The 24,089-nt window shown below is 65.8% G+C and carries 24 protein-coding genes and 1 tRNA gene; 12 read left to right on the top strand and 13 right to left on the bottom strand.

Annotated elements, in window-relative coordinates; translation table 11 throughout:
* Nucleotides 1-13 precede the first annotated feature (13 nt).
* Nucleotides 14-796 (bottom strand): 2-C-methyl-D-erythritol 4-phosphate cytidylyltransferase, encoded by a 783-nt coding sequence (gene ispD, locus C3B78_RS03445; RefSeq protein ID WP_104996827.1) that lies wholly within the window; start codon nt 794-796, stop codon nt 14-16.
* A gap of 120 nt (nt 797-916) precedes the next feature.
* On the bottom strand, nt 917-1,399 hold the full coding sequence (locus C3B78_RS03440; RefSeq protein ID WP_011690592.1) for a CarD family transcriptional regulator: 483 nt from the start codon (nt 1,397-1,399) through the stop codon (nt 917-919).
* A 273-nt stretch (nt 1,400-1,672) separates the two neighbouring features.
* Here C3B78_RS03440 and C3B78_RS03435 point away from each other — a divergent pair, with 273 nt between their 5' ends.
* Nucleotides 1,673-2,221, top strand: coding sequence for a hypothetical protein (locus C3B78_RS03435; protein ID WP_104996826.1), 549 nt, complete (start codon nt 1,673-1,675; stop codon nt 2,219-2,221).
* 92 nt (nt 2,222-2,313) lie between these two features.
* On the opposite strand, the gene C3B78_RS03430 is transcribed toward C3B78_RS03435, so the two are convergent.
* A complete protein-coding gene (locus tag C3B78_RS03430) occupies nt 2,314-2,994 on the bottom strand; it encodes a response regulator transcription factor (protein WP_104996825.1) in 681 nt (226 codons plus the stop codon).
* Nucleotides 2,991-4,247 (bottom strand): sensor histidine kinase, encoded by a 1,257-nt coding sequence (locus C3B78_RS03425; RefSeq protein WP_104996824.1) that lies wholly within the window; start codon nt 4,245-4,247, stop codon nt 2,991-2,993. Before C3B78_RS03425 ends, C3B78_RS03430 begins: the two co-directional genes overlap by 4 nt.
* 205 nt (nt 4,248-4,452) lie before the next feature.
* Here C3B78_RS03425 and phoU point away from each other — a divergent pair, with 205 nt between their 5' ends.
* Entirely contained in the window at nt 4,453-5,115 is a 663-nt protein-coding gene (phoU, locus tag C3B78_RS03420) for a phosphate signaling complex protein PhoU (RefSeq protein WP_104996823.1), read from the top strand.
* A 65-nt stretch (nt 5,116-5,180) separates the two neighbouring features.
* Here the strand turns inward: phoU and C3B78_RS03415 are convergent, their stop codons facing one another.
* Entirely contained in the window at nt 5,181-5,927 is a 747-nt protein-coding gene (locus tag C3B78_RS03415; protein ID WP_104996822.1) for a phosphoglyceromutase, read from the bottom strand.
* A gap of 111 nt (nt 5,928-6,038) precedes the next feature.
* Between C3B78_RS03415 and C3B78_RS03410 the strand changes: the two genes are divergently transcribed.
* Nucleotides 6,039-6,896, top strand: a complete 858-nt coding sequence (locus C3B78_RS03410) for a class I SAM-dependent methyltransferase (RefSeq protein WP_199775321.1) — start codon at nt 6,039-6,041, stop codon at nt 6,894-6,896.
* A gap of 15 nt (nt 6,897-6,911) precedes the next feature.
* Here the strand turns inward: C3B78_RS03410 and C3B78_RS03405 are convergent, their stop codons facing one another.
* Together C3B78_RS03405 and C3B78_RS03400 are read right to left on the bottom strand one after the other, a co-directional pair.
* Nucleotides 6,912-7,271, bottom strand: a complete 360-nt coding sequence (locus tag C3B78_RS03405) for a DUF2516 family protein (protein WP_104996821.1) — start codon at nt 7,269-7,271, stop codon at nt 6,912-6,914.
* Nucleotides 7,272-7,281: 10 nt separating this feature from the next.
* Entirely contained in the window at nt 7,282-8,484 is a 1,203-nt protein-coding gene (locus C3B78_RS03400) for a trans-sulfuration enzyme family protein (protein WP_104996820.1), read from the bottom strand.
* Between the two features lie 116 nt (nt 8,485-8,600).
* On the opposite strand from C3B78_RS03400, the gene tmk reads away from it, so the two are divergent.
* The 6 genes from tmk (at nt 8,601) to C3B78_RS03370 (ending at nt 14,212) form a co-directional block, all read left to right on the top strand.
* On the top strand, nt 8,601-9,299 hold the full coding sequence (tmk, locus tag C3B78_RS03395; RefSeq protein WP_104996819.1) for a dTMP kinase: 699 nt from the start codon (nt 8,601-8,603) through the stop codon (nt 9,297-9,299).
* The gene (locus tag C3B78_RS03390; protein ID WP_104996818.1) at nt 9,296-10,438 is read left to right on the top strand and encodes a DNA polymerase III subunit delta'; all 1,143 of its coding nucleotides are present in this window, start codon (nt 9,296-9,298) and stop codon (nt 10,436-10,438) included. Before tmk ends, C3B78_RS03390 begins: the two co-directional genes overlap by 4 nt.
* 16 nt (nt 10,439-10,454) lie before the next feature.
* Nucleotides 10,455-12,020 (top strand): alpha/beta hydrolase, encoded by a 1,566-nt coding sequence (locus C3B78_RS03385; RefSeq protein ID WP_104996817.1) that lies wholly within the window; start codon nt 10,455-10,457, stop codon nt 12,018-12,020.
* A gap of 104 nt (nt 12,021-12,124) precedes the next feature.
* A tRNA-Thr gene (locus C3B78_RS03380) sits at nt 12,125-12,197 on the top strand.
* Between the two features lie 395 nt (nt 12,198-12,592).
* Nucleotides 12,593-13,159, top strand: coding sequence for a hypothetical protein (locus C3B78_RS03375; RefSeq protein WP_104996816.1), 567 nt, complete (start codon nt 12,593-12,595; stop codon nt 13,157-13,159).
* Nucleotides 13,160-13,264: 105 nt separating this feature from the next.
* Nucleotides 13,265-14,212 carry a DUF6454 family protein gene (locus C3B78_RS03370; protein WP_104996815.1) on the top strand — a complete coding sequence of 316 codons (948 nt, stop codon included), beginning with the start codon at nt 13,265-13,267 and terminating at the stop codon, nt 14,210-14,212.
* A 334-nt stretch (nt 14,213-14,546) separates the two neighbouring features.
* Here C3B78_RS03370 and C3B78_RS03365 read toward each other — a convergent pair whose 3' ends face one another.
* Nucleotides 14,547-16,142 carry an alkaline phosphatase D family protein gene (locus C3B78_RS03365; protein ID WP_104996814.1) on the bottom strand — a complete coding sequence of 532 codons (1,596 nt, stop codon included), beginning with the start codon at nt 16,140-16,142 and terminating at the stop codon, nt 14,547-14,549.
* Between the two features lie 191 nt (nt 16,143-16,333).
* Between C3B78_RS03365 and C3B78_RS03360 the strand changes: the two genes are divergently transcribed.
* The 3 genes from C3B78_RS03360 to C3B78_RS03350 all read left to right on the top strand — a co-directional run bounded on the left by C3B78_RS03360 (nt 16,334) and on the right by C3B78_RS03350 (nt 19,300).
* Nucleotides 16,334-18,037 carry a phosphodiester glycosidase family protein gene (locus C3B78_RS03360; RefSeq protein ID WP_104996813.1) on the top strand — a complete coding sequence of 568 codons (1,704 nt, stop codon included), beginning with the start codon at nt 16,334-16,336 and terminating at the stop codon, nt 18,035-18,037.
* Nucleotides 18,038-18,107: 70 nt separating this feature from the next.
* A complete protein-coding gene (locus tag C3B78_RS03355) occupies nt 18,108-19,076 on the top strand; it encodes a hypothetical protein (RefSeq protein ID WP_104996812.1) in 969 nt (322 codons plus the stop codon).
* Nucleotides 19,077-19,114: 38 nt separating this feature from the next.
* Nucleotides 19,115-19,300 (top strand): hypothetical protein, encoded by a 186-nt coding sequence (locus C3B78_RS03350; RefSeq protein ID WP_104996811.1) that lies wholly within the window; start codon nt 19,115-19,117, stop codon nt 19,298-19,300.
* Nucleotides 19,301-19,408: 108 nt separating this feature from the next.
* Here C3B78_RS03350 and C3B78_RS03345 read toward each other — a convergent pair whose 3' ends face one another.
* The 5 genes from C3B78_RS03345 to C3B78_RS03325 all read right to left on the bottom strand — a co-directional run bounded on the left by C3B78_RS03345 (nt 19,409) and on the right by C3B78_RS03325 (nt 24,016).
* The gene (locus C3B78_RS03345) at nt 19,409-20,254 is read right to left on the bottom strand and encodes an aldo/keto reductase (RefSeq protein ID WP_104996810.1); all 846 of its coding nucleotides are present in this window, start codon (nt 20,252-20,254) and stop codon (nt 19,409-19,411) included.
* A 63-nt stretch (nt 20,255-20,317) separates the two neighbouring features.
* Complete coding sequence (locus C3B78_RS03340) at nt 20,318-20,794, bottom strand: hypothetical protein (RefSeq protein ID WP_104996809.1); 477 nt, start codon at nt 20,792-20,794, stop codon at nt 20,318-20,320.
* A gap of 7 nt (nt 20,795-20,801) precedes the next feature.
* Nucleotides 20,802-21,434: a bacterial proteasome activator family protein gene (locus C3B78_RS03335; RefSeq protein ID WP_104996808.1), complete on the bottom strand. Its 633-nt coding sequence runs from the start codon at nt 21,432-21,434 to the stop codon at nt 20,802-20,804.
* A 78-nt stretch (nt 21,435-21,512) separates the two neighbouring features.
* Nucleotides 21,513-21,716, bottom strand: coding sequence for a YbdD/YjiX family protein (locus tag C3B78_RS03330; RefSeq protein ID WP_104996807.1), 204 nt, complete (start codon nt 21,714-21,716; stop codon nt 21,513-21,515).
* Nucleotides 21,716-24,016 (bottom strand): carbon starvation CstA family protein, encoded by a 2,301-nt coding sequence (locus C3B78_RS03325; RefSeq protein WP_104996806.1) that lies wholly within the window; start codon nt 24,014-24,016, stop codon nt 21,716-21,718. Before C3B78_RS03325 ends, C3B78_RS03330 begins: the two co-directional genes overlap by 1 nt.
* Nucleotides 24,017-24,089 lie beyond the last annotated feature (73 nt).

Here is a 24,089-nt window from a genome sequence, read left to right as displayed (position 1 = left end):
GCAGATCCCATTCCTAGCCTTCCACCCAGCGCGCGCCCAGCGGCCCCTCGAGGAGGCCCTCAGCGAGGATCAGGTCCAATGGAGTGGTTATTTTCAGGGACTGGGTGGACCCCCGGACCACGTGGACGGGGATGCCGAGCATTTCCACCAGCATTGCGTCATCGGTGACGGCGCCGGACTCTTCCCGGCCCAGGCCCCGCGCGGCTTCGTGCGCCTTCAGCAGCGTGCCCAGGTGGAAGCCCTGCGGCGTCTGCACCGCACGGAGTCCCTCGCGGGGAGCGGTCCCGGTGACAACCTCCGGTGCCAGCTCGGTGTCCGGGCCGGTGGTGGCAGCTACCGTCTTGACGGTGTCCACTACCGCTACGGCAGGAATAACTGCCACGGCGCCGGCAGCCAAGGCGTCCGCCACGCGGTGGAAGACGGACTCGGGGGTGAGGGCGCGCGCGGCGTCGTGCACCAGCACCGCTTCTATGCCGTCCATCAGGGCTGCCATGCCGGCCCGGACGGAATCCGCGCGGGTGCTGCCGCCGTCGACAATGGAAAGTAGCGGGCCTCCGTCGGCCAGTTCCCGCCGGAAGTCCTCGCACAGGCTGCGGAGGGCGTCGTCTCCGGGGGGCAGCGCGACGCACACCTGGCTGCCTGCTCCGGATGCGACGATGCCGCGCAGGGCATGCATCAAGATTGGCTCGCCGCCCAGGGGGACCGCCGCCTTGGGCATGCCGTAACCCAGCCTTTGCCCTGTACCTGCTGCCACCAGGATCACCGCGGTGACCAGGCGGGTGGGTGTTTCGCTCATGCGGACTAGCCTACGTCCCCTGCAGGGCCGGCGCCTGAACACCTCGGGAGGAATGCCCGCGGCCTGCTTTTGGGCAAAAAGAAGCCCCGGCGGCACTTGGGTGCCCCCGGGGTTCAATTCTTAGGAAGCCAGGACCTCGTCGAGAACGCTTGCAGCCTTCTCCTCGTCGGTCTTTTCAGCCAGCGCCAGTTCTGAAATCAGAATCTGCCGGGCCTTGGCCAGCATTCGCTTCTCGCCTGCGGAAAGGCCCCGGTCGTGATCGCGGCGCCACAGGTCGCGGACGACCTCTGCAACCTTGATGACGTCACCGGAAGCAAGCTTCTCCAGATTTGCCTTGTACCTGCGCGACCAGTTGGTGGGTTCTTCGGTGAACTCGGCGCGAAGCACATCAAACACGTGCTCCAAGCCTTCCTTGCCCACTACGTCCCGTACCCCAACAAGGTCAACGTTCTCTGCTGGAACTTCAATGGTCAGATCACCCTGAGCCACCTTGAGCTTGAGATACATTTTCTCTTCGCCCTTGATGGTGCGCATCTTGATTTCTTCAATCTTCGCAGCACCGTGGTGAGGGTAAACTACTGTCTCGCCGACCTCAAATACCATGTGGACATTTCCCCTTTCCCGCTGACCAGTTTATCACGATTCAGGCATATGACCGGCCCGGAAGAGGGCGCCGAACCGCAGGAATACGCGGAAAACGGGCCAAATCGGACCCCTTCACCCCCTTGACGAACGCGGATAATAGTGCATGTGCCGCGTCCCGGGGAAGGCCGATGTGACAGCTTCGAATCCTCGTTTGGCCTGCTTTGCGGATAGGCTATGCGTGATTAATGTTTCAAGACTCTTTGAGGAGTACGCGACGTGCGTTTCACTGCGATGACCCGGGCCCAGCGCGGCAAACTGGCACTGACGGCAGCCGCCCTCGGCGTGGGCCTGCTGACCGCCGGCTGCGGTTACATCACGCCCCAGCAGACCAGCGAACAGTACGCTGCCTCGGACGGCATCGTCGCCGACCTCGGCCCGATCCAGCTGCGTAACATCCTGATCATTTCCTCCGGCGAGGACCAGCCCGGCCGCCTGATCGGCGCCGTCTACAACTCTTCTTCCCAGGACGTGACGCTCACCGTCAACGGCGCAAAGGGCTCGCAGACCGAGGTTCCGGTCAAGGCGAACTCCTACACGCTGCTCAACGAAAGCTCGGATGAAGCCATCCTCAGCACCACCGGAGGAATCCCGGGCTCCCTCGTGGACGTCAAGATCACCGAAGACGGCACCAACGTGAGCAACACGGTGAAGGTCCCCGTCTTGGATGCCACGCTGCCGGAGTACAAGGAGTACCTGCCGGCCGGCAGCACGCCCTCGCCGAGCACGTCGGCCACGCCGTCGCCGTCGGCTTCGAAAAGCGCAGGCGGGACCGGCCACTAACGCTCCGGGCTGAGTCCACTGCCCGACAGGACAGGGAAAAGGAGGGGCCCTTGCGGCCCCTCCTTTTCCATCCCCTTCGCCGGTGGCCCTTTCTAGGGCTCGAACTTGTAGCCAAGCCCCCGCACGGTGACCAGGAACCGCGGCGCCGACGGATCGGGCTCAATCTTTCCGCGCAGCCGCTTCACGTGGACGTCGAGGGTCTTGGTGTCGCCGACGTAGTCAGAGCCCCAGACCCGATCGATGAGCTGGCCGCGGGTCAGCACCCGGCCTGAATTGCGCAGGAGCATTTCGAGGAGCTCGAACTCCTTCAGCGGCAGCAGCACCTGCTCGCCGCCCACGCTGACCACATGCCGTTCAATGTCCATCCGGACAGGGCCGGCCTGCACTGTGGAAGAAATGAGTTCCTCCGGCTCGCCCTGGCGCCGCAGCACTGCCCTGACCCTGGCCACCAGTTCGCGGGAGGAGTAGGGCTTGGTGACGTAGTCGTCCGCGCCGAGTTCCAGGCCCACCACCTTGTCGATTTCCGCGTCCTTGGCCGTCAGCATGATCACCGGGACACTGGACCGCTGGCGGAGCTGGCGGCACACTTCGGTGCCGGACAGCCCGGGAAGCTGCAAATCCAGCAGCACCAGGTCCGCCCCGTTCCGGTCGAACTCGGTGATGGCGTCCAGGCCGTTGTCCACGACTTCGACCTCAAAACCTTCCTTGCCCAGCAAATAGGACAGCGGATCGCTGAACGACTCCTCATCCTCAACAATCAAAATCCTGCTCAAGCTTTTGCTCCTCGTTCGGTGGCGCCGGTGGCGCCGGGTACTTGGGTAACAGTTGGCTTTTCGGACCCTGCGGTTCCCGCCCGCGCGGGACCGGCGGCGGTGGTGGCGGTAGCAGGTGTTTCTTCCCCGCCTTCCTGTCCCTCCATCTCGGGAAGCCGGAGGGTGAAGGTGGAGCCCTGCCCTGGCTGGGACCAGAGGGTCACTTCCCCGCCGTGGTTGGACGCAACGTGTTTGACGATGCTCAAGCCAAGGCCTGTCCCCCCGGTGTGGCGGGAGCGGGCTGAATCCACCCGGTAGAAGCGTTCAAAGACGCGTTCCTGGTCCTCGGGGCTGAGGCCCTCCCCCTGGTCCGTAACGGAAATGGAAACAAGCCCTTCCCGACTGCGTACGCCGATTCCCACCCGTGTGTTCTCCGGGGAGTACCTAATGGCGTTGTCGATCAGGTTGCGCAGCGCGGTCACCAGCAGGTCCTGGTCCCCGAAGACCTTCGCCTCGGTCCGGCCACCCACCACAATGCGGATGTTCTTGCTCTCCGCGGGAAGCTGGGACCGGTCCACTGCCTCGGCGATCACGGCATTGACGTCAACCGGGCGGCCCTGCTGGGTGACGCTTGCTCCCTGCAGTCGGGAAAGTTCGATGATGTCCTGGACCAATGCGGCGAGCCGGCCGGATTCCTTGTGCATTCGCTTGGCGAAGCGCCGGACGGCCAGTTCGTCGTCCGCCGAGGACTCCAGGGCTTCGGCCAGCAGTGAGATGGCGCCCACCGGCGTCTTCAGCTCGTGGGAAACGTTGGCTACGAAATCGTTCCGGATCTCTTCTGTCCTGGTGATCTCGGTGCGGTCGTCCGCAAGCAGCAGGATGTATTCCTCCCCGAGCATCGCCGCCCGGACCTGGACAATGATGGTTCCCTGGCCGAGGGGACCGCGGGGAAGTTCCAGCTTCCTTTCGAGGATGACGCCATCGCGGCGGACCCCGGCGGTCATGTCCAGCAGTTCCTTATGGACCACCGTGTGGCCGCGGACCAGGCCGTAGGCATAGGCGGCCGGGTTGGCACGGACCACACCGTCCACCGCGTCCACCACCACAAAGGCGCGTCCGACGACGGCAAGCACCTCCGCAGCGCCCGCCGGCAGCGCGAGCTCGCCGGCGTCAACGTCCAGCAATTGCCGCTGTTTCTCACTGACCCGGAAAGCGAGCACGCCGAACGTACCGAGCGCCAGGCCGATAAGGCCGGCCACCAGGCCGATAAGCATAGGATCCACAGGTCCACCTTATGCTGTATATGAAGGCCAAACGGCGCGTCCCGGCCCCTTGGGCGGACGGTTCAACTAACGTTCACCTGCAAGGGCTTAACCGTTTACCGGACTTTGGGATTGTGGGTAGTTGGAGTGCCGAACGGCGACGCGATTCCTGCTGCCCGGACCGGGCCGGCGGGAGTTACAAGGAAAGGACGCCTACGTGCGTAAGGTTTTTCAGGAAGAGCTGACCCAGGTTGGTGACCAGCTGGTGGAGATCTCCCGGCTGGTCAGCGAGGCCATGGACAAAGCCACCACCTCCTTCGAGGTGGCGGACGTAGACCTTGCGCAGGACGTCATCGCTGCGGATGCCCGCATCGATTTCCTGCAGAACAGCCTGGATGAAAGGGCAATCGACATCCTGGCCCTGCAGGGGCCGGTAGCCAGCGATCTCCGGATGATCGTGGGATCGCTGCGGATGAGCGCTTCCCTTGAGCGCATGGGCGACCTTGCCCGGCACATCGCCCAGCTGGCACGCCTGCGCTTCCCCTCTACCGTCATCCCCGAATCCATGACCGGCACGTTCAAGCAAATGGCTGAGCTGGACAAGGAAATTGCGAACAAGTTGACGGTCCTGCTGGAAACCCGTGACCTTGAAGTGGCCCGGGACATCCTGAAGGCGAACACGGCCATCAACGACCTCCACCTCAGTGTGTTCAAGGCCATCGCAGCACCCGAGTGGTCCGAGTCGCCGGCAACCACGGTGGACGTCGCACTCGCGAGCCGGTACTTTGAACGCTTCGCGGACCACGGAGTCTCGGTCGCCCAGAAGGTCACCTACCTGGTGACCGGCGCCTGGCAGCCTACAGGGACCGAACACAGCTGAAGCGCTGCGGAATAACGACGGCGGGCCGGTCACGTGAAGTGACCGGCCCGCCGTCTATGTACTGCTTACTTCTTGCCCTGGTTGGCGACTGCCAAGATGGCCTGTTCCGCGGCTTCCGGGTCGAGGTAGGTTCCGCCGGGCTTGATCGGCTGGAAGTTTTCGTCGAGGTCGTACACCAACGGGATGCCCGTGGGAATGTTCAGGCCGGCGATGGCTTCGTCGCTGATGCCGTCCAGGTGCTTGACCAGTGCGCGCAGCGAGTTTCCGTGGGCCGTGACCAGGACGGTCTTGCCGGCTTTGAGGTCCTCCTTGATGTCCGATTCCCAGTACGGCAGGAGGCGGACCAGGACATCCTTCAGGCACTCGGTGCGGGGAAGGGCGTCTCCGAGGTCTGCATAGCGGGGATCGTGCGCCTGGGAGAACTCGGAGTTGTCGTCCAGGGGCGGCGGCGGGGTGTCGTAGGAGCGGCGCCACTCCATGAACTGTTCCTCGCCGTACTCGGCAAGGGTCTGCGCCTTGTCCTTGCCCTGCAGCGCACCGTAGTGGCGTTCGTTCAGCCGCCAGTCGCGCTTCACCGGGATCCAGCCGCGGTCGGCCTTGTCCAGGGCGATGTTCGCGGTGTTGATGGCACGCTTCAACAGCGAGGTGTAGAGGATGTCCGGGAGAACATTATTCTCAACCAGCAACTCCCCTCCTCGTGCTGCCTCCTCGCGGCCCTGGTCGTTCAGGTCAACGTCCACCCAGCCGGTGAACAGGTTCTTTGCGTTCCATTCGCTGTGGCCGTGGCGCAGCAGAATCAGCTTGTAAGTCATGATTTTCATCCTAGCCGAGCAGTGTTGCCGCCCGCCCAGCGTTACAAGCGATGCCCGGTTAGGCGTCACCTATTGGTGCAGGACCTAGTGCTGCAGGGATAAGGTTGGGCGGTGGTGCAAAAGGCTGAACGGGTAACCGCCCCGCAAATTTTGGGCAGGAATACCGGCAGGCCGGGCAGGCCGGTTGGCAACGTCACCCGCGGCACCACCAACCCCAACCGGATGCGCCGGGTGGACCGTTGGCTGACGGGACCGCAGGCCTGGCGGCTCCGGAACGCCGCGGATCCGCTGGTGGTGGACCTGGGCTACGGCGCTGCGCCGGCCACCGCCGTCGAGCTTTATGAACGGCTTTCTGCCGTCCGCCGGGATGTCCGGGTCTTTGGAATCGAAATCGAACCGGAGCGCGTCCGCGCGGCTATTCCCCTGGAGCGGCCCGGGCTCAGCTTCCGTGTGGGCGGCTTCGAACTGCCCGTGCCTGGCCAGCCGGTCCTGGTGCGCGCGTTCAACGTCCTGCGGCAGTACGAGGAAGCGGACGTGGCCGGAATCTGGCGACTGGTGCAGGACCGGCTGGCTCCCGGCGGCCTTTTCATCGATGGCACCTGCGACGAGATCGGGCGGCGGGTGACGTGGGTGGCACTGGATGCGGAGCGGCCGCTGTTCCTGAGCATCTCCGTCAGGTTCGGCAGCTTCGTCCTTCCCTCGGACGTTGCCGAAAGGCTGCCCAAGGCACTGATTCACCGCAATGTCCCGGGCGAACCGGTGCACGCGCTCTTGCAGGCCATGGACCGGGCCTGGCTTGAGTGCGCGCCGCTGGCGTCCTTCGGGAACAGGCAGCGCTGGCAAGGCATGTGCAGGAGCCTGCGGGACACGGGCTGGCCAGTCCAGGACGGGCCTTCGCGGTGGCGGCTCGGGGAGCTCACCGTGGACTGGGATGCCGTGGCACCCCTGGCCGGCGGAGGCGCCGGCTGATTCACCCCGGCTAATTCACCAGGGGCCGTAGGGCCCCGTGTTGCGGCTGCCGCCCCTGCCCGCGTCCTTAACGGCCGGCCGTACGTCCGCCAGGTAAACCGAGGCAGCAACGACGGCGGCGAGCCCGAACAGCCCAAAGGTTCCGAAGAATGCACCGCCACCACCGCTATACAACGAGAGGGCGCCGATCAGGGCCGCGCCGCCGGTCAGTGCCAGCCAGAAAGCCTTGGTCCGCTTGCCCGTGGCCTCGAACGCGTTTGCACGGTGCCGGGCACAGTCCGCCACCGCCCAGAGCTCCAGCCCCAGCGCAACCAGGGCAAGGATAAAGAACAGGGCCTTCTCAACAGGCTGGATGATAACGAGTTCAACGTCCACAAGCCCAAGCCTAGCCGTCCAGCGAGTCCAGCGCCTGCTTCACATCAGCCCAGAGATCCTCCACGTTCTCAATTCCCACACTGAGCCGCACCAGGTTCTCCGGGACGCTGGCCGGCTCAGCGGTGTGCCGCCGTCGCCGTTCAATGAGTGACTCCACACCGCCCAGCGATGTGGCGGGCAGCCACAGCTGGACTGCGGCAACCAGTTTGTCGGCGGCGTCAGCGCCGCTCAGGCCCGCCGCCGGACGTACTTGGATACAGATGATGGATCCGAAGCCCTTCATCTGCGCCTTGGCGCGTTCATGGCCGGGATCCGCGGACAGGCCCGGGAACCGGACGGATTCCACCGCAGGGTGGTCGCCAAGCCGCTCGGCCAGGACCATTGCAGAAGCCTGGGACCGTTCTATCCGCAGCGCCAGCGTCCTCAGGCCGCGCAGCGCCAGCCATGCTTCGAAGGGCCCCGCAATCGCACCGTGGATAGTCCGGTGATGGAGCAGCGCGGACCGAATGTCCGGGTTGGAGGTGGCCAGGGCGCCAAGGACGACGTCGGAATGGCCCGCAAGGTACTTGGTCACCGAGTGCAGGACGACGTCGGATCCGAGCAGCAGGGGCTGCTGCACCAGGGGTGTGGAGAAAGTATTGTCCGTGACGACGATGGCCCCGACGGCGTGGGCGGCGTCGGTGAGGGCGGAGACATCCGCGATGCCGAGCATGGGGTTGGTAGGGCTTTCGAGCCACAGCATCGCCGCCGGCCGGGCCTGCGGCCCCGCAGCGGGGCTGCGGGGTGCGAGGGCCTCCCGGACCGCGCCGGTGTCCGCAATGTCTACGGTCCGGAGCTCGATGAAGCCCTTCTGGGCGAGCTCAGCGGCCATGACCAGCGACCCGGAGTAGCTGTGCGTGGGCATGACCAGCACTCCCCCGGCAGGGATCAGGGAGAGTGCCGAACTGACCGCCGCGAGTCCTGACGCGTAGAGGAGGCCCGGCAGTTCTGAGCCCTCCAGCTGGCCGAGCGCCTCTTCGAAGGGGTCCCAGGTGGGATTGGAATACCGGCCGTAGCCGCGGTCGCCGTCGCCGAGTGCCCCGGTACCGAAGTATGTGGAGGAAAGGACCACTGGGTGATTCACCGGCTGGTCGCGTTCCCGCGGGGGACGCCCCGCCGCAACCACAACCGTCTCGGCTGACAGGGCAGCCGCCTGCTGTTCAGAAAGACTCATGGTGACAGCGTACTGTCCGCCGGGGACGGCCCGGAAAGCCGTTACCCGCCCGATGGCGCCCGCGGGAATCCACAGCTGAATCGGGAATTGCCGGCGGGGGTCGGTAGGCTTGGGTGGTGAGCAAACAGAGGGCCGGTCTTTTCATCGCGTTCGAGGGCGGCGACGGCGCGGGTAAGTCCACGCAGGCTGCACGCCTTGCAGAAGTCCTCGAATCGCGTGGCCTGACTGTCCTGCTGACCCGCGAGCCGGGCGGGACCCCCATCGGCGAGAAACTGCGCTCCCTTGTGCTGGACCACGGTCACGGGGAAATTGATGCGCACACCGAGGCCCTGATTTTTGCCGCTTCCCGGGCAGCGCACGCCAGCCAGGTGATCCGGCCTTCGCTTGAACGCGGCGAAATAGTCCTGACGGACCGGTACATCGACTCGTCGGTGGCATACCAGGGTGCAGGACGCGCCTTGGGCGAGGACGCCGTGCGGTCCCTCAACGAGTGGGCCACTTCGGGCCTGCAGCCCCACCTCACTGTCCTGCTGGACGTTGACCCAGCGATAGGCCGCCGCCGCCGCACGGCCGGCGAGACGGCGGAGGACCGCCTGGAGTCCGAAGCTGACGAGTTCCACCTCCGGATCCGGGAGGCCTTCCTGGAACTGGCGCACCGGCGTCCGGAGTCCTACCTCGTGCTGCCTGCCCACGAATCCGTCAGCGGGCTGTCCGCCCGGATCCTGGAGCGGGTGGATACCCTCCTGGCCGAACAGGACGAAACACCGGCGGGCGCATCGCAGGCCCGGGCCACGGCGGCCGGGGGCGCCCCGTGACGGTGTGGGACGACCTTCAGGGCCAGCCCGCCGTCGTCGAACAGCTGCGGCAGGCCTCCAGCGGCGAGGGACTGACGCATGCCTGGCTTTTCACCGGCCCGCCGGGTTCCGGGCGTTCCAATGCGGCCAAGGCCTTTGCCGCAGCACTGAACTGCGACCAGGAGGACGTCAGCCTGCGCGGCTGCGGGCGCTGCCCCGCGTGCCTGACCATCCTGGGCGAGACCCATTCGGACGTCACTTTCGTCCGCACCGAGAAGGTCACCATCACCATTGACGAAGCCCGTGAACTGGTGGCCACTGCCGGGAACCGGCCCTCCGCGGGCCGCTGGCGGATCATCGTGGTGGAGGACGCCGACCGCATGGCCGAGCGCACCACGAACGTCCTGCTCAAGGCCATCGAGGAGCCAACTCCCCGGACTGTGTGGATGCTGTGCGCACCGTCCCCGGCCGACGTCCTGGTGACTATCCGGTCGCGCTGCCGCAGCGTGGCGTTGCGGTTGCCGCCGGCTGCGGACGTCGCCGCCCTGCTGGTCAAGCGCGACGGCGTGGATCCGGCCCTCGCGGAGCGCGCCGCGCGGGCAGCTCAAAGCCACGTGGGCATCGCCCGCCGCCTTGCCCGTGATCCTGCGGCCAGGGAACGCCGGCTGGAAACCGTGCGGTTTCCGCTTGGCTTGCGCGGCGTTACGGCTGCCGTGATGATGGCGGACAAACTAGTCAAGATCGCCACCGCGGAGGCCACCAGCTCCAACGAAGAACGGGATGCTGCCGAGAAGGCCGCCTTGCTGGCAACACTGGGCGCACCCGAGTCGGGGACGCTCCCGCCTGCCATGCGCAGCCAGGTCAAGCAGCTGGAGGAAGACCAGAAGCGCCGGGCCAAGCGGTCCATCACGGATTCCCTTGACCGGACGCTGACGGATCTCCTCTCCTTTTACCGGGATGTGCTGATTATCCAGCTCGGGAATGCTGTGGAGCTGGTGAACGTTGAGCTGAGGAGCGAATTGGAGGATTTCGCCACCCGCTCCACGCCGGAATCCACTCTTGCCCGGATGGATGCCATCAACAAAGCCCGCGAACGCATCACCACCACCAACGTTGCACCGCTGTTGACCATTGAGTCCATGGCAGCCAGCCTGATCTAGTCCTTCAAGGAGACCGATGACTGCCCGCCCCCTGCCCGCACGGCCGCGACCCGTGGCGCTTGGCGTCCGCGCCCTTGGGGCCATGGTCCTTGCCATGGTTCTGGCGTCCTGCAGCCTCCTCACCGGCGGCGGCCGCAGCGAGGAGGCTGCCACCGCCAAGGCCGACCCGTCGATCGTTGCCTCTGCTCCCGCCGGGCTGGAGAAGTTCTATTCCCAGGAGGTCGTTTGGGAACCGTGCGAGGGTGAGTTCCAGTGCGCCAAGGTGACTGTGCCCATGGACTACGGCAATCCCGACGGCGGTACAATCCAGCTCGCAGCGCTGAGGGCTTCGAGCACGGGGAAAAAGACGGGCAGCCTGCTGGTCAATCCGGGCGGTCCCGGCGCCTCCGGCTACGACTTCGTCAAGGATGCCGCTGGAACCCATTTCTCCCAGGCTGTTCGCGATTCGTTCGACGTCGTGGGCTTCGACCCGCGGGGCGTGAAGCGGTCCGCCCCCGTGACCTGCATGACGGACGCGGAACGGGACGCAGCCAGGGCGAAGATCTACGACCTCGAAACGGATGCCGGCCTGGCTGCCGCCCTGGCGGACAACAAAGCGATCGCCACCCAGTGCGGGGAGCAAACCGGCCCGGTGCTGGGTCACATCGACACCATCAGCTCCGCGAAGGACCTGGACGTCCTCCGGGCCGTGGTCAATGATGCGAAGCTCAACTACCTCGGCTACTCCTACGGCACCTTCCTGGGGTCCACGTACGCTTCGCTCTTCCCTGACAATGTTGGCCGGATGGTCCTCGACGGTGCCCTGGATCCGTCCATCAGCAATGAGGAACTGACCAGCGGCCAGGCCCGCGCGTTCGAAAGGGCCATTCGGGCATATGTAGCCAGCTGCCAAGGCCAGGACGGATGCCCGCTGAGCGGGGATGTGGAGGCGGGCGTCCAGCAGATCCGCGACCTGATTGCCGCCGTCCAGCAGACTCCGCGCACGGCAAAGGACGGCCGTGTAGTCAATGCCACCACGTTCGTCAGCGGCCTCATCACGCCGCTGTACAACGACCAGAGCTGGCCCGCCCTGACGCAGGCGTTGGAAGCGGCAATGACCGGGGACGTAAGCCTTATGCTGCGGCTCGCGGACCTCGGCGCAGACCGCTCATCCGACGGAACGTACACATCCAATTCGACCTTTGCGTTCAACGCCATCAACTGCCTTGATTACCCCATGGTGTCCGACACTGCCGGGATGCGCGCCGAACAGCAGCGCCTGATGCAGGACTCCCCCACCTTCGGGTATTTCTTTGCCTATGGCGGCACCAACTGCGTCGACTGGCCGTACCCGAACGTGCGCACCCCCGCCCCGGTGGAATACGACGGCGGGTCCACCATCGTGGTGATCGGCACCACCGGTGACCCTGCCACGCCGGTGGAATGGGCGTCATCGCTGCGCAAGCAGTTGGGCAATGCGGCACTTATGACCTGGAAAGGCGAAGGCCACACCGCCTACGGCCGGTCCAACGGCTGCATCGAGGATGCGGTTGACGCCTACCTTGTCAGCGGAAAGATTCCCACGGACAACACGGTGTGCTGAAGGCCTCCGACTGTACCCGGGCGCCCATTTTGACCCGGGCGCGGGGACTCTATTACAGTTGACTCTTGCATGAGGCGCCCGGTTCCGCCGGAGGTTCATGCGGTGCTTCCTTAGCTCAGTCGGTAGAGCGTTTCACTCGTAATGAAAAGGTCATCAGTTCGATTCTGATAGGAAGCTCGGGATAAACCCCGGACAGCCCCTAAATCTAGGGGTTTCCGGGGTTTTTCGCTGGTTAACGCCCGTCCACCCCATAGGGCCGGGCCACACTTTGTCTCCGGTCGTCGTCATTGAGCTTCGGACATTACAGGACCTGCATCGGCACGAACCCGTGCCCCAGTCTCTATCGGCGCTGGGAGGCAGGGAAAGAGCTTACCTGGGACGATGTCGAGGCCATCCATTCGGAGTTGGATTCGAAATGAAGGCGACCGTCCCTGGCAGCAGGCATCTAACCTCCATGGGTCTATGGCTGCCGCCCTCCTATATTCGTGGCCGCTGAGGCTTTACAGCTGGCAGGCCTACGCCTCATCCTGTTGTGAAGGCTCAAGTAGCGGGGCCTCGGACAGGAGACCGGCATGGCTGATTCCACAGGCTTCCTCGGCCGCGCATTCCATCGAAACACCGCCGCAGCCCCGTCCCTGGCCGACTTGCTGCCAGCATCCGGCCCGGAGTTGCGAATGCGGTTCGAACCCCGTTTGGCCGAGCTCGTGGGTACTGTCGTGGCCACACTCCGCGTCGCCGGAAGGACGCCCGTACCGGTCCACGATTCGAATGGACGGCACTGGGCTCCCGCCTACATTCTGGGCAGACTGGAGCAAGATCACGCCTCAACCGGTGCCGCTTCCGACACGGCGGTGGCTGAGGTGGTGGTGGACGGCTCCGGCCGCATGGTCCGCAACCACACGGTGCAGGTCATCCGCGGCGCACACCGACTGACGCCCATTAGCTGCCCGAGCCTGGCCGACCGCTACGAAGAGCTCATCCTCGCCGTCAAAATGGGAGAAGAACCCCGTGGCGACGCAATGGTTCTGACACGGCACGGGGACCTGCTGATTGTCGGCCCCGGGCAGGCGCCTATAACATTGTCCGATTACCTGAACGACCTCTGCCGTTCGGCTGTCGGGCGCGCTGTAGCTCTCTAACTCTTAATCCTCTTGACACCTGCCGTTGTCTGTCCTGCCATCCCGGGCGCCTACGTTTGAACGCGCCCGGCCACCGGGCATCCCCATCACGCACCTGGAGCAGACATGAAGATGAAGCGCGTCCTGGCCATCGCAGCCGTCGCCGCCGCCGCCCTGACAGCCGGAACCTCCGCTGTTGCCACCAACGGCCAAACACCGAATGGCCTCACGGCAGAAGCGGAAGCCTTCACCAAGGTTGACCGCAACACCCAGTGGAACCAGGTCCAGAAGCTCAAACTGGACTTCCCGACCTTCCACACGCAGGGCATGTCGCTGGTGGGAGACAAGATCTTCCTCAGCAGCGTCGAGATCATCGAACCGAGCGTGCGCTACCCGTCGCCCGTGGACGGCTACGACCGCAGCGCCGGCGAGGGCCGCGGCCACGTCTTCGTCATCGACCGGCAGGGCAAGCTGCTGAAGGACATCGTCCTGGGCGAAGGCGACATCTACCATCCGGGCGGCACGGATTTCGACGGCGAAAACGTCTGGGTGCCGGTGGCCGAGTACCGGCCCAACAGCAGCTCCATCGTCTACACCATCAACCCCGACACCTACGAGGTCACGGAGCAGTTCCGCCAGGCGGACCACGTGGGCGGCGTCGTCGCGGACCGCAAGACCAACCGGATCAGCGGCGTCAGCTGGGGTTCCCGCAAGCTGTTCACCTGGAACGGCCAGGGCGCGCTGCTGGGGACGCAGGCCAACCCCAGCCACTTCATCGACTACCAGGACTGCGAGTATGCCGGAGCCGGGCACCAGCTCTGCTCGGGTGTCACCAACCTCAAGACTGCCGACGGGAAGCCGTTCCAGTTGGGCGGCCTCGCCCTGACCGACCTCGCAACGGGTGAAGTCGTCCACGAGGTGCCTTCCCAGCTTTTCTCCACCGCCGGGCACTCGATGACCCGCAACCCGGTTGCCCTCGAGTCCGACGGCGGCGTGCTGCGCATGTTCGCTGCCCCGGACGACGGCGAAGAAATCGCCGGTACAGAGCTGTTCGTGTTCGAAGCCCGCCCCTAAACCGGCACTAATCCGTGGCCGCGGGAGGGATCAGGAATCCGGTCCCTCCCGCGGCACATCCTGGGCAGTAATCCCCGCCGATGGTGGCCGGGCAGGGCTACACTGGCCGGATAACGACGGAGGGGAACCAGGGCGGCGCTGCCGTTCTTTCCGCTGGTCGGTCGGAGCCAGCGAACGCGAGGAATCCCGTGACCTTCTTCCAGGACTTTCCCATCCCGGCGTCCGGCCCCAGGCGCCCCGCCACGAGGTTTGTGCCGCCTCCTTGCCGGTTGCGGCAGGCCGCGACGGGCGTCCAGTGTTTCTGGCCGGAAGACTAGCCAGACCTGGCAAGCCGCTACGAAACCCGCACTGCGCCTGGCGTGCCGTCTTCGACCTCAAACACCGCATGCGTGTACTGTCCTGCGCTCCGTGTGCCCACTGCGGTGGCCATCCGAAGCTCCGTACGCCAACGCTCAGGAGTGACCTGGCAACGGACGTAGCCGCGCCGGTCGCCGTCGAAGAATTTAATGTGCGGGTTGAACCCGATCATGGGCTCGTAGTAGGGCCCGTAAACTGGCACGTCACCGTTAGAGCTGATGGAGGTCCCGACGAACTCGGTGGCCACCACCGGCGAATCGGGCCGGTCGAAGTCCAGGTGGACATCGTTGACGAAGGTGGAGTGCCAGTCGCCGGTGACGAACACGGCGTTGCGCACCGCAGGCCCCGCGATAACATCCAGCAGCCTTTTGCGCGCCGCCGGGAAGCCGTCCCAGGCGTCGTGCCACAGCAGCTCGCCAGCGGCACCGTCGTGGTCCAGGCGGGACACCATGACGTTGTTCCCCAGGATGTTCCACCGTACGTCCGAGTCGCGCAGGCCGGCGTAGAGCCACTGCTCCTGTTCCGGGCCGAGCATGCTGATTGAGGGGTCGTAGGCCGCTTCGCATGCCTGGGCTTCGCCCCAGCCGCAGGGCGGGGCGTCACGGTACTGTCGCCCATCCAGGACGTCCAACTGAGCAAGGCGGCCATAGCGCAACCGCCGGTAAAGCTGCATGCCCGTGCCCTGGGGCAGCGACCGTGCCCGCAAGGGCTGGTGCTCGTAGTACGCCATGTAGGCCGCGGCCCGCACTGCGGTAAAGGCCTGGGTCTGGCCCTCCCAGCCTCCGGCATAGTCATTCTGGACCTCGTGGTCATCCCAGGTCACGATGAACGGGAACCGGGCGTGGGCAGCCTGCAGGTCGGGATCCGACTTGTAGAGGGCGTAGCGGGCCCGCCACTGCTCAAGCGTTTGCGGGGCCGGCTGCGCGGCGGCGGGCACTGGTGTGCGGCGCAGGCCACCGTCCGCGGAGATCTCGTACTCGTAGACATAGTCACCCAGGTGCACCACGAAGTCGAGTTCCTCTGCCGCCATGTGGCGGTAGGAGGGGAAGAAGCCGTCATCCCACTTCTGGCAGGAGGCGAAGGCAAAATCCAGCTGCCTGACATCCGCCCCCGGGGCGGGCAAGGTTTTGGTCCGGCCTACCGGGGACCAGTGGTTGCGGAACTTGAACTCGTAGAAGTACTCGCTGTCCGGTTCCAGGCCCTCCACTTCCACGTGGACCGAGTGCCCCAACTGCGCGGGAGCATGTGCGCTGCCGCCCTGGACAACATTGCGCATCCCGGCGTCGGTGGCTACACGCCACTCCACGACGGGGTGGCCGGGGGGCATGCCGCCGTTCGGCTCGAACGGTTTCGGGGCAAGGCGGGTCCACAGCACCACGCCGGAAGGCGTGGGATCGCCGGATGCAACGCCAAGCGTGAAGGGGTCATCCTTGCTCCGCGCCGGCGTCGTGGCAGCGTCCGCCTTGGTGGCCGGGGCGGCGGCCAGCGCGGCAGCGGCGGAGACACCGGCCACGCCGGAGAGGAAGAGGCGGCGGTCTATCAGGCGGGAGTTTCCAGGCAGGATCAAGGGCATGCTGCCAGCGTCCCCTTGAGCCTTGAACAGGACGCCTCCCGCCGGGAACTCCGAGGGAACCCGCCGGTAAACAAGCGATGAAGGGGTGCGGCAGCTGCCAGCGGAAACTAGCCGTGAACACTCCGCCACAACCTGCTGAACTCCGGCGTGTGGCTTCGTCCTCCAGCTAAGCGCCTGGCTAGGGTCGCAGCATGCAATCCCCACACAAACTCCCCGTCAAGGCTGCCGTCACCGCCCTGGTCCTCGGGCTTCCCGCAGCGTTCCTCACCACCGCCGGCCCTTCCGCAGCTACCCCGTCCCTCCCGTCAGGGGACGCCCAGGCCCTTCCCGCCGTCGAACTTAACCTCGGCGCCCAGGACCTGCCCGAAGCGCGCGACGTGACGGAACTGGCGCCCGGCCTGACCCGCACGTCGATTACCCGCGGAACCCCCAACCCTTCCCTTTTTTGGACGGCTGAAGTGGCCATCCCGGCGAATTCACCCGACCCGGACGCCCCCTCGTCGGCCCTGTCCGGTGAGGCACAAGCCCAGTCCGTCGCCAACGCACTCATCGCAGCCGGCGTGGCAGCCAGGGTGGAGAAGGTGCGGTCCCCGCAGTTCGCCGATGCCGGCGGTGATTTGGGTTACCGGGTGCGCGCCGGCCAGTTCGCCACGAAGGACGACGGCGCTTCCACCGTCGCGCGGATCAAGGCGGCAGGCTATTCATCGTCCGTGCTTTACACAGGATGGGACGGTGACGCCGGGAGCATTGACCAGTCAAGGGGCCAGTGGAAGCTGGAAGTCCTGACCATTGACCCGAAGGAGTTCACAGGCGAGCTGGCTTCAACATACGGCCCCGACCTGGTCAACCGGGAAACCACCAGCCAACTGGCGGCTGCCGATGGTGCTCTCGCCGGCATCAACGGGGGCTACTTCGTCCTGGACCCAAAGGCCGGTGCCCCCGGCGATCCCGCAGGAACAGCCGTGTTCAACGGCGAGGTCCTCAGCGAACCGGTCGGTGACCGGCCCTCGCTGGTGATCGACGGCAAGAAGAACGAGTCCAGCATCCAGCGGTTGGGCTGGCGGGGCACCGTGGCCGCGGTGGGCGGCGGCCCGGAGAACAACGACGGCGGCAAGGCCGCCAAGGATGCACAGCTGGCCTTGGACGGCATCAACCGTGTCCCGGGGCTCATCCGGAACTGCGGCGGAACGGGCGATGCTCCCACCGTCCTCCCCCTGCACGACTACACCTGCACGGACCCTGACGAGGTCATTGCCTTCACCGCGGACTTCGGCCCGTCCACACCGTCCGGGCCGGGGCTGGAAGTGGTGCTGGACGGCCAGGGCACAGTCACCTCGGTCAACACTTCCCGGGGCACGGCCGTGCCGGCCGGGGGACGAACGCTGCAGGCCACGGGTGCCGACGCTGCCACGCTGGGCAGCTTGGCAACGGTGGGCGCCCGCCTGGACGTCGATGCGGACCTCATCAGCGGGGACGGCAAACCCCTGAAGACCAATACGTCCACGGACGTGGTCAACGGCGGCCCGGTCCTGGTGTCCGGCGGCGCCGAAAATGTCACGGTGAAGCGGGACGGAATGGTGCGCACCGGGGACAATAACAGCTTCTACTACGGCTGGGTGCACAAGCGTAACCCGCGCACCATCGCCGGCGTTGACGGCCAGGGCCGCACGCTCCTGGTCACCGCCGACGGACGCCAGACGGCATCCCTTGGGCTGAGCATCAAAGAGGCGGCAGACGTTGCCACGTCACTGGGCATGGTGGAGGCCATCAACCTCGACGGCGGCGGATCCACCACCATGGCCGTGGGAGGGAAGGTCGTCAACAGCTCCTCCGACGCATCGGGCGAACGTCCCGTAGGCGACGCAATCCTCGTCCTCCCCCGCCGCAAGGACTGAACGCCGGCTGCGGGTGTGGCAGCCCGCGGGGCGTGCACCCGCGGCAGCCGCGGCACCTAAGATGGCGTGCATGGAAGACGAGGCCCTGGCTGGGATCGCGAGCGGGCTTTACGCCAGGCCGCTGGAAGACTTCGTGGCAGCACGCACGGCTGCGGCCAAGGAGGCTGCCGGGTCGGACAAGGACCTTGGAGCAGCAGTGCGCACCCTGCCCAAGCCGTCAGCCGCCGCGTGGGCCGTCAACATGCTGGCCCTGCACCAGCCCGGTGTCCTCGCGGAGCTGGCGGACCTTGGTGGCAGGATGCGCGAGGCACAGTCGTCCCTGGACGCCGGGGCGCTGCGGGAGCTGGGCCGTGAGCGCCGCGTCCTGCTCGCTGCCGCCGTCGAGACCGCCCGCGCTGTTGCCAGGGAGCAGGGCCGGGGCATCAGCGATGCCATGGCGGGCGACGTCGAAGAGACCCTTCGGGCCCTGACGGCCGATGAAGGGGCAGCGGCCGCCGTGCGGAGCGGGCGCCTCCTGAAGGCGTTGTCCGCCGACGGAATGAACACCGTGGACCTGGAGGGGGTTGTTGCCGTTCCCTCCGCGCTGCCGCCGGCTGCGATAGCTCCGTCCCCTGGGCCAGCAGCCACAGTAAGCAGGAAAACACGCACGACGACGGCAGGCACCGCCCGTGCCAGGCCGGACAGGCCGCGGCTAGAGGCAGTCCGCCAGGCCCCGCGTCCAGCGTCACCGCCTGCATTGGAGAAAGCCAAAGCCGCCCTGGCGGAAGCGCAGGCCGCCGAGGCTGAGGCGGCCCGGGCTGCCCGCGAACTGCAGGACCAGGCGGACCAGGCACGGACCGGGATCGCGGAACTCATTCAGGAGGCAGCTGAGCTCCGTGCCCGGCTCAAGGGCGTTGAAGAGCGGCTGGAGCGCTCCCGGAAAGTGCTGGCGGCCACCACTGCGGAGGCCAAGCAGGCGGTGCGTGCCGCGGACAAAGCCGAGCGGACGGCGATGCTCGCGCAGGAGCGGGTCCTCCGGCTGGGCAACACGCGGGGCTGATTCCAAAGAATGTCAGACCCCGGTTGCAGACTGGATTCATGGAAAACCAACTGGTACAGGAATTTCACGTCACGTACTTCGACGCCGACTGCGGCCGTGCCCGGGCAGAGGTTTTTGACACCCTGGCCGAGGCGGAACGTTTCGCCAGCCGGCACTGCCGCGAAGAGGACGGCTGGGCCGTCGTTGACGCAGTGGCAGTCGAGCACGTCCGCACTGCCGCCTGACATGTTCCAGCTCCCTGCCGAACCCGTTTAACGCGGGCCGCCCCGGCTTGTTGGACAATCCGGGGCGGTTTGCGGGGCCGGCACCCGGGCGCGGGCGCCGGCCGCCGGCTAGGCGAAGTCGGAAACTGCAGGGTCCGCGCCGATGCGGCCTTCGCCGTTGGCGGAGCGGTCCAGCGCGTTGATTGCCTCCACGTCGTCGGAATCCAGGCTGACCTCAAGCGCTGCGAAGTTTTCCCGGATCCGGGATTCGGTGACGGACTTGGGAATCACCACGTTGCCGATTGCGAGGTGCCAGGCAATGACAACCTGTGCCGGGGTGGCGCCGTGCTTGGCTGCGATCGAAGCGACCGTTCCGTCGTCCAGCAGCTCGCCGCCTTGGCCCAGGGGCGACCACGCCTGCGTCAAAATGCCGTTGGCCGCGCCGAACCCACGCAGTTCCCGCTGGCTGAAGTACGGGTGGAGCTCGATCTGGTGGATGGCCGGAACCACGCCGGTCTCATCGATGAGCCGCTGCAGGCCCTCGACCGTGAAGTTCGAAACACCAATGGACTTGACCCGGCCGCGCTTCTGCAGCTCGATCAGCGCCTTCCAGGTGTCCACGTACTTGTCCTGCTTGGGCTGCATCCAGTGGATCAGGTAAAGGTCCAGGGTCTCCAGCCCGAGCCTGTCCATGGATTCCTCGAAGGCAACCAGCGTGGACTCATATCCCTGGTCCGCGTTCCAGAGCTTGGTAGTGATGAAGAGCTGCTCCGGGGACAGGCCGGAACTGGCAATCGCCCGGCCCACACCCGCCTCGTTACCGTAGATCTTGGCGGTATCGATGTGGCGGTAGCCCGCTTCAAACGCCTGGCGGACCACTTTTTCAGCCACGCCGTCCTCAACCTGCCACACGCCGTAGCCGAGCTGGGGGATGGTGTTTCCGTCATTAAAGGTCAAGGTAGGTGAAAGAGTCATTCGTCCATCCTGCCAAACTATCGGCTCCACCCGGAGGATACGGGCGTGAAGTAAGCCAGGCGCTTAATCGGGACTACCCGACTGCTGCGGCCCTGAATCCTCTTCGCTGAGGTGCCGTTCGGCGTCGGCCACCTGCTGGAAAACGGACTCGGCCCGGCGGCGGACGGAGGCTGCACCTACCGGGATGGGGCCAACGGCGAGCCGGAGCATGGCGGCCGCTTCCGCCGTCGTGGCCAGCGAATTGCCCGCCTTGGACAGGGCACGGTGAACCCCGGAAAGGGCCACGGGGATATCGAGGCCGTCGTTGGGTGAACGCCGTTGCGCTTCCATGCATACCAGCCGCACCCGTTCGAGGAGGCTGGCCAATTCATTGGCGATCTCCAGCAATTCGGCGTACAGCTGGTCATCCTCCACGCCCTCGAGAACCTGGTGGAAGCGGTCCAGCCCCCGCTGGAAACGGTCATGGGCCCGGCGCCACAGCCCCTGGCCCAGTTCCGCGTCGTCCTTGCGCCCCTGCCTGGCGGCGCTGAAAAAGCCCAAGCGGAGCCTACAGGTATTGTCCGGGACCGTGGTCCGGGTCGTCCCGCTGGCCAGGCCGTGCCGGGCTTCCGGAGCGCGCACCGGCGCCGGCGCGCTGTGGCTCCCCGTTCTCGCCGATGACCACTCCCGGGGCAATCATGGTGCCCGGCGGGAGCTGGCGGAGCTGCATCTGCGCGGCCGCTTGCTCACGGGCCGCGTGCTGGGCAGCAATGGCAGTCTGGATGCCGTGGAACAATCCCTCCAGCCACCCGACAAGCTGGGCCTGCGCTATCCGGAGTTCAGCGTCGGAAGGCGTACCCGCATCGGGGAAGGGCAGGCTGATCCTGTCGAGTTCCGCCACAAGTTCAGGAGCCAGCCCGTCCTCCAGCTCCTTGATGGAACGGGCATGGATCTCGGCAAGCCTGCCCCGGGCAGCCTCATCCAGGGGCGCAGACTTCACTTCTTCCAGGAGCTGCCGGATCATGGTTCCGATCCGCATGACTTTGGCCGGTTCATCCACCAGGTCCTGGACATTGCTGCCCTTGGGCTTCCTGCCACCGGCAGGTGCGGACGGCGGGGGCACCTGCGGCTGCCACTCATCGACGGGAGTGCCCTCTACCGGGAGGTCCTCAGCTGACTGAGTGCCTTGTGGATCGCTCATGCGTTCATACTCTCATGAGCAATCCACCCGGAACCCACTGGATGATCCCTCCCGGCGGCTTGTACGCTGCAAGCTCAATCAGCAGCACCGGCCCTGGGGGTTGTTGTCCTGGCGGTCGGTCCGGTCACGCCAGAACTCACGCTCGGTCAGGGGTGCCTCCCCGTGCCCGGCCGCCCTGTGGTGCTCGAGGTAATTGGCGTAGGCGTCCGCGCCCAGGACTCCGCCAAGGTAGCGGGCGAAGCCCTTGAACCCACTGGAGAGTCCGGTGAGAGCCGCGCCCATCAGTGGTGCCCTGCCCGTTCGAAGCGGAGTTTAGCCGGAACCTTCTCCCATTCCGCCATCAGTTCACGCTCGGCAGGAGTGGGAATGAGTCCGGCAGGGGCAAAGACACGTGAAGGCTTGGCGGGATCTTCATTGTCCGTGATGACCGCTCCCGACCTGCGGCTGCGGAAAGACTTGATCGTGGCAAGCAGCGCCGTCGCGATCACAATGATGCTGAGCACCACGAAGATCACCGAGAGCCAGCCCTGGATGGCGGTGTTGCGGACCACGGCCTCCATTGCAGCCACCGTTTTGGCAGTACCGAACTCGGTCTTCCCGTCGGCCAGGGCCTTGCTGAAGGCCGCGTTGTTGGCGAAGTAGCCCACGGCCGGCGTGGACGAGAAGATCTTCTGGTAGCTCGCCGTGATGGTGACCACGGCAGCGAACGTTAGCGGCAGCGCGACGATCCACAGGTAGTTGAACGTTCCCCGCTTTGCCACGATGGCCAGGCACACGGACAGTGCAATCGCGGCAAGCAGCTGGTTGGCTATGCCGAACAACGGGAACAGCGTGTTGATGCCGCCCAGCGGATCGGTGACGCCCATGAGCAGCACGGCCCCCCAGGCCCCGACCATGACCGCGGTGCAAAGCCAGGCACCCGGCCGCCAGGAGTGCTCCTTGAACTTGGGGATGAAGTTGCCGATCGAGTCCTGCAGCATGAACCGGGCAACACGGGTACCGGCGTCCACTGCGGTGAGGATGAAAAGGGCTTCGAACATGATGGCGAAGTGGTACCAGAACGCCATCATGGCCGTCCCGCCGATGAACTGCTGCATGATGTGGGCGAGCCCAACGGCCAGGGTGGGAGCACCACCGGTACGCGAAACGATGCTTTCTTCGCCCACGTTGGCGGCGGTTTCACTCAGGAAGTCAGGCGTGATGTTCACCCCGGCCAGGCCCAGGCTGTTGACCCAGGTGGCTGCTGTCTCCACCGTGCCGCCGGTCAGCGCTGCCGGGGAGTTCATGGCGAAGTAAAGGCCGCGGTCGATTGATATTGCCGCCACCAGGGCCATGATGGCCACGAAGGACTCCATCAGCATTCCGCCGTAGCCGATGAAACGCGTCTGCCGCTCCTTTTCCACCAGCTTGGGTGTGGTACCTGACGAAATCAGTGCATGGAAGCCGGACAAGGCACCGCACGCAATGGTGACGAACAGGAACGGGAACAGGGCGCCCGGGAACACCGGACCGTTTTCCCTGCTGGCGAACTCGCTGAAGGCGGGTACGGTGATCTCCGGCCGAACCACGATGATGGCGAGCGCCAGCATCACGATCACACCGATCTTCATGAACGTGGAGAGGTAGTCACGCGGCGCCAGGAGCAGCCACACGGGCAGGATGGCCGCGATGAAGCCATAAATGATGATGCCCCAGGCGATGGTCACCTTATCGAGGCTGAAGATGTCCGCACCCCACGGGGTTTCCGCCACGATGCCGCCGCCGATAATGGCAGCCATCAGCAGGACGAAACCGATCAGCGAAACCTCCATCACCTTGCCGGGCCGCAGGTAGCGGAGGTAGATGCCCATGAACAGCGCAATCGGAATGGTCATGCCGACGGAGAAGACACCCCACGGGCTCTCGCCCAGGGCGTTGACGACGACGAGCGCCAGGATGGCCACGATGATCACCATGATGAGCAGGGTGGCGATGAGGGCGGCAGTGCCGCCGATAACGCCTAGTTCCTCGCGTGCCATCTGGCCCAGGGAGCGGCCGCCGCGCCGCATGGAGAAGAACATCACGAGGTAGTCCTGGACGGCGCCGGCCAGGACGACGCCGATGATGATCCAGAGAGTTCCGGGCAGGTAGCCCATCTGGGCCGCGATGACCGGGCCCACCAGCGGGCCGGCGCCGGCGATGGCGGCAAAGTGGTGGCCGAACAGGACATTGCGGTCCGTCCGGACATAGTCCTTGCCGTCGGCCTTGTACTCCGCCGGAGTGGCGCGGTGGTCATCGGGCCTGGTGATGTAGCGCTCGATGACCTTGGAGTAGAACCGGTAGCCGATCAGGTATGTGCACACGGAGGCGAACACGAACCAGATGGCGTTCACGGTTTCGCCGCGGATGATGGCCAGCATGAACCACGCCACGCCGCCGAGGAGTGCAATCGCAGCCCAGAGCGCGATCTTTCCCGGTGTCCATTTCCGTTCTTCGGCCTCACGGACCTCGTCATCCACCGCTGTCGGCGGCAGCGCCGGGTCGGTGGCGGCCACGCCCCTGCCTCCGGATGCACTACCCCGCTGATCAGGCGTCTTGGCCATGTCTCCTCCTTGAGATTGTTATGCGTCTTCTGTCACGCACCCTACCAAGCCGGAGTCATAATCCGGAGGCGTT

Source organism: Arthrobacter sp. PGP41 (assembly GCF_002953935.1).
Classification (GTDB): domain Bacteria; phylum Actinomycetota; class Actinomycetes; order Actinomycetales; family Micrococcaceae; genus Arthrobacter.
Note: the sequence above shows the minus strand (reverse complement) of the source record. Positions and strands in the feature narration are given on the sequence as shown.